The organism is Prosthecobacter sp. (genome assembly GCF_049294395.1).
In the GTDB taxonomy this organism is placed as follows: domain Bacteria; phylum Verrucomicrobiota; class Verrucomicrobiia; order Verrucomicrobiales; family Verrucomicrobiaceae; genus Prosthecobacter.
This window is the reverse complement of the sequence record NZ_JBAQCR010000369.1, coordinates 1-4,581: the sequence shown is the minus strand read 5'-3', so window position 1 is coordinate 4,581 and position 4,581 is coordinate 1. Positions and strand designations below refer to the sequence as shown.

At 63.0% G+C, this 4,581-nt stretch carries 5 protein-coding genes; 1 reads left to right on the top strand and 4 read right to left on the bottom strand.

All coding sequences use genetic code 11. The features are described 5' to 3' along the window. Positions 1-1,197 (top strand): DUF1501 domain-containing protein (locus tag WAW39_RS24915; protein ID WP_422321868.1); only part of this gene is annotated, 1,197 nt, incomplete at its 5' end. A gap of 90 nt (positions 1,198-1,287) precedes the next feature. On the opposite strand, the gene WAW39_RS24910 is transcribed toward WAW39_RS24915, so the two are convergent. The 4 genes from WAW39_RS24910 to WAW39_RS24895 all read right to left on the bottom strand — a co-directional run. Next, the gene (locus WAW39_RS24910; protein ID WP_422321867.1) at positions 1,288-2,172 is read right to left on the bottom strand and encodes a hypothetical protein; all 885 of its coding nucleotides are present in this window, start codon (positions 2,170-2,172) and stop codon (positions 1,288-1,290) included. Positions 2,173-2,187: 15 nt separating this feature from the next. Then, positions 2,188-2,430, bottom strand: coding sequence for an acyl carrier protein (locus WAW39_RS24905; protein WP_422321866.1), 243 nt, complete (start codon positions 2,428-2,430; stop codon positions 2,188-2,190). Continuing rightward, the gene (locus WAW39_RS24900) at positions 2,427-3,683 is read right to left on the bottom strand and encodes a dihydrolipoamide acetyltransferase family protein (protein ID WP_422321865.1); all 1,257 of its coding nucleotides are present in this window, start codon (positions 3,681-3,683) and stop codon (positions 2,427-2,429) included. The genes WAW39_RS24905 and WAW39_RS24900 overlap by 4 nt, the downstream gene beginning before the upstream one ends. Further along, positions 3,676-4,581 (bottom strand): alpha-ketoacid dehydrogenase subunit beta (locus WAW39_RS24895; RefSeq protein WP_422321864.1); only part of this gene is annotated, 906 nt, incomplete at its 5' end. The genes WAW39_RS24900 and WAW39_RS24895, both read right to left, overlap by 8 nt.

Genomic DNA, 4,581 nt, shown 5'->3' with positions numbered 1-4,581 from the left:
GCCCAGGGGCTCATCCAGGGGAAGGCCGAGCACGTCATCTCCATCTGGCTCGGCGGGGGCATGGCGCAGACGGACACCTTTGATCCGAAACGGCGCGGCGATCCGCAGGCGAAGAAGGCGGGCTCCTACTACGACTCCATCGACACGGCGGTGCGCGGCGTTCGTGTGTGCGAGCATCTGCGCAATGTCGCACCGCTCATGGAGCGCGTGACGGCGGTGCGCACCGTGCATCACGATGTCATTGATGAGCACGCCGCGGCCACCAACCGCATGCACACCGGCCGTCCGATTAGCGGCACGATCAGCTATCCTTCCATCGGCTCACTCATTACCCACCAGCGCGGTCCCGCCTCAGACGAAGCGCCGCCCTATGTGATCATTGGCTATCCGAACGTCACACGCGGCCCCGGCTTTCTTGGGGCGCAGTCCGGGTATCTTTATCTCACGGATACCAGTCGCGGCCCGGCAGGTCTCTCCCGCCCGCCTGATGTTAGCACCGAGCGTCAGCAACGCCGGGGGCAGTTCCTCTCCGCGCTTCAAGCCAGCGCACCTCCGACCAGCGACCCGAGGCTGAAGAGCTACGATGCCGCCATCCAGCAAAGCCTGAAGTTCAGCGGGCCGGCGTTCAACCGCGTCTTCCAGCTCGACGAGGAGCCCGGTGCGCTGCGCCAGCGCTACGGCGGTGAGTTTGGCCAGCGCTGCCTGCTCAGCCGCAGACTGGTCGAGCAGGGGGTGCGTTTTGTCGAAGTCTCCCACAACCTGAACTTCCTCAACGGCACCGGCTGGGACGCGCACAACCAGGGCATCTTGAAACAGCACGAGCTGATCAAGGAGCTCGACGGCGCCGTCGCCGCGCTCATCACCGATCTCGAAAGCCGTCGGCTGCTCGACAAGACGCTCATCGTCATCACCACCGAGTTTGGTCGTCCGCCCGAGTTTGACGGCGGCGGTGGGCGCGGTCATCAGGGCAGCGCTTTCACCTGTGTGCTGGCCGGAGGCGGCCTGCGCCACTGCGGAGCCTGGGGCGAGACCGATGATCTAGCCAAAAAGATCGTCACGAATCCCGTCAGCGTGCCCGACTTCTTCGCCACCATCTGCGCCGCTGTCGGCGTGGATTACACCGCCAGCCTTCACGACGGCGACCGCCCTGTGCCGATCACGGATCAGGGCAGTCCGATTGCAGCCCTGTTCGCTTAGCGGGCAGAATTAACACGCACAACTGCCCCCGCCGGGTGCTTAAGCAGCACTCGTCATGTGTTCGGAGCTTCCAACCTCAACATGCATTCGCTACGCAGCTCCGCAGATCTCCCGGCATGTTTGCCTCAAATGATTCAAGAGTGCACACCAGCGAACATGCCGAAACCCACAAGGATGGAACTGCCGATCAGAAGGTTTCAGCTTCGAATCCTGACCAGTGCGCCACTCATCAACGATGAGTCTTGTTTTTTGTGGGTGCTCCTCTTGAAGCTCCTTGATCTCTTTCAACCAGTACAAGGTCTGCCGGGCAAACCACAACCAGGCATACATCACGGCAAACCCCAGCCGCTGCCACATGCCATGATGGCGTGTGGCATGATCGCCAATCCAGAACAGCGCCGCCATCACCAGCACCGCACCGAAGGTCCGCCATCCGAAGCGGCGCTGCTGTGGGGAGGCCACCATGCCGGCGGCAATGCAGAAAATGCCTGCGAGGCCCATGCTGATGACAAGACGGATGGCACGATAGTGAACATCCGCGTAAGCGTCCGCCATGCCATGCTCATAGGGCGTGTGTGAAGTGTGGGAGGTGAACCACCATGTGGGCGTCCACCATTCATGCGCCGGCGGTGGCGGCTGCTCGACACGTCGCATCGGCGCGTAGGCCACGAAGAAGTTGCCCATCGCTGTGGCGGCGAGCAGAAGACTGCCGGCGAGAATGAGAACGTTTCCCTCGCTCCGCTGCAGAAAGGCCAGCGCCAGCAGGAACAGCAGCAGGGCGAAGGCAAAGCTGGCGACGATGAGCCAGGGCCAGTGCGGCGCCTTCTTCATGTACTCCGTGACGTAGCTGTCGATCAGGCTCAAGCCGCCGGCTTCGCCACCCATATGACCATAAACCAAAGTTCCCAGCGTGACGATCAGGCAGATGACGATGCCGGAATCGATGAGTCGTGAAAGCAACGGACGGTCATTCATGGGACGCGGGAGATGTCACACCTTGGGTCCCAGATAACGCAGCATGTCATCAAGTGTGTTCAGCTTGCCGTAATCCGCCTCCGGTATTTCCACGCCGATTTTTTCATTCAGGGCGATGAGAAACTTGAGAAAGTCGAAGGAGTCGATGTCGAGGGTCTCGCGGATCTTCTGGTCGGGGCGCAGGCTTTCGGGATCGGACTCGGGCGCAATCTCGCGCAGGCCGGCAAGCAGGATGGCTTTGAGTTCAGATTCGATCATGGCTGGTCGGGAGTTTGCAGGTGGCGGTTGAGGGCTTCGAGAAACTGGGCGCCCACATGGCCGTCGGTGGCGCGATGATCCGCGGCAAGCGAGGCGGTCATCACCGGATGCACGCCGAGCATGCCATCCTTGGCCCAGGGCTGCTCCATGATTTTGCCGAGGCCGACAATTGCCACCTGCGGCGGATAGATGACGCCAAACACGGTCTCCACACCGAGATCGCCGAGGCTGGTGATCGTGATCGTCGCATCGGTCATCTCAGAACTGCGCAGACGACCGCTGCGCGCGCGGGGAATGAGGTCGCTCAAAGCGGCCATCACCTCGTCGTTGGATTTTTTGTCCACATCGTGAATGGCCGGAGCCACCAGGCCGCCGCCTTTCATGGAGATGGCAAAGCCGAGATGAACCGCCTCAGAAACACGGTGCTCACCGTCGATCCAGAAGCCGTTGAGCTGCGGCACATCCCGCAGCGCCTTCGCCAGCGCCTTCAGCAACGGAACCGCTGGCAGCAGGCGGGCCTTGATGCTGCGTTTTTGATTCTCGGCCTGCAGCCACGCCAGTGTGGCGCTCATGTCGATCCGTGTTTGCAGGTAGTAGTGAGGAATCTCGCGTTTCGATTTCGCCATGGCGGCGGCGATGGCGCGACGCATCGCGTCACCTGTCTTCGGCGCGGCTGGTTTGGCCGCACGTTCGACATCCGCCGCCTCAATCGCCCCACCCGGCCCGCTGCCACGCAGGCCTGCGATGTCGATCTTCAACTCCGCAGCGCGCCTGCGTGCCAGCGGGGAGATGCGCAAGCGCGTGACCGGCTTGGCGGCCAGCTCGACATCTTCGCGGTCAATCAAGCCACCTGGGCCGGTGCCATGGCCGACGAGACGGTTCAAATCCACATGCAGTTCGGCGGCGATCTTCCTGGCCAAGGGCGAAGCGTGAATGTGCGGCGTCTCAGGCACCACCACCGGCGCTTCGATGGCGGGTGCCGGGCTTGTCGGTGGTGAAGTCGCCGCAGGCATGGCTTCGCTCGTCTTGATCACGGCCAGCAAGCTGCCAACGGGAATCTTGGCTCCGGGCTCGGTGACGAGTTTTTCAATCTCACCTGACACGAAGCATTCGACGTCGATGATGCCTTTGTCCGTGTCGACCTCGGCGATGATCTGACCGCGTTTCACGGCATCGCCCGGCTTGACGTGCCATTTCACGAGGGTGGCGGACGCCATGTCCGCGCCGAGGCTGGGCATGACGAAATCAGCCATGGGAGCGGACGAGGTTTTGCACGGCGGCGATGATGGATTCCACCTGCGGCAAAGCCGCAAGCTCCAGATGCTTTGCGTAAGGGATCGGCACCTCGGCGGCGCACACACGCTGCACCGGGCGGTCGAGTTCATAAAAGGCCTGCTCCATGATGCGGGCGCTGATCTCGGCGGAGATGCCGCCGCTGCGCCAGCCTTCATCGACGATGAGCACGCGGTGCGTCTTCGCCACGCTGCGCATGATCGTGGTGTCATCCAGCGGGCGCAGCACACGCAGATCGACGACTTCCGCGCGGATGCCCTCCTCCGCGAGCTTCGCTGCGGCGGTGAGTGACTTCTGCAAACTCGCGCCGTAGGTCAGGAGGGTGACGTCCGAGCCCGCGTACCGCACTTTGGCCGTGGAGATGTCCACCGGGCCCGGACTGGCGGGCAGCTCTCCCTCCATGACATACAGAGTCTGGTTTTCGAAGATCAGGACCGGATCCGGATCTTCCAGCGCGGCCGCGAGCATGCCGTAGCCATCCTCCAAAGTCGCGGGGGTCAGGACCTTGATGCCGGGGATGTGCGCATACCAGCCTTCGAGGCTGTGCGAATGCTGCGCCGCGAGCTGTTTGCCGCCGCCGGTCGCCATGCGGATGACAAGCGGCACATGGAACTGGCCCCCGGACATGTGCAGCAGCGAGGCCGCCGTGTTCATGATCTGATCCAGCGCCAGCAGGCTGAAATTGCAGGTCATGATCTCGACGATCGGCCGCATGCCGCCCAGCGCCGCGCCGATGCCGGCGCCGGTGAACGCCGATTCCGACAGCGGCGTGTCGCGGATGCGCTCCTCGCCGAACTCCTGCAGCAGGCCCTTGGTCACGGCGTAGCAGCCGCCGTAGCGACCGACATCCTCGCCCAT

Excerpts from the sequence above, each read along its gene's own strand:
- WAW39_RS24905 (WP_422321866.1), bottom strand. The coding sequence starts at position 2,430 with ATGATCGAATCTGAACTCAAAGCCATCCTGCTTGCCGGCCTGCGCGAG.
- WAW39_RS24900 (WP_422321865.1), bottom strand. The coding sequence starts at position 3,683 with ATGGCTGATTTCGTCATGCCCAGCCTCGGCGCGGACATGGCGTCCGCC.
- WAW39_RS24910 (WP_422321867.1), bottom strand. The coding sequence starts at position 2,172 with ATGAATGACCGTCCGTTGCTTTCACGACTCATCGATTCCGGCATCGTC.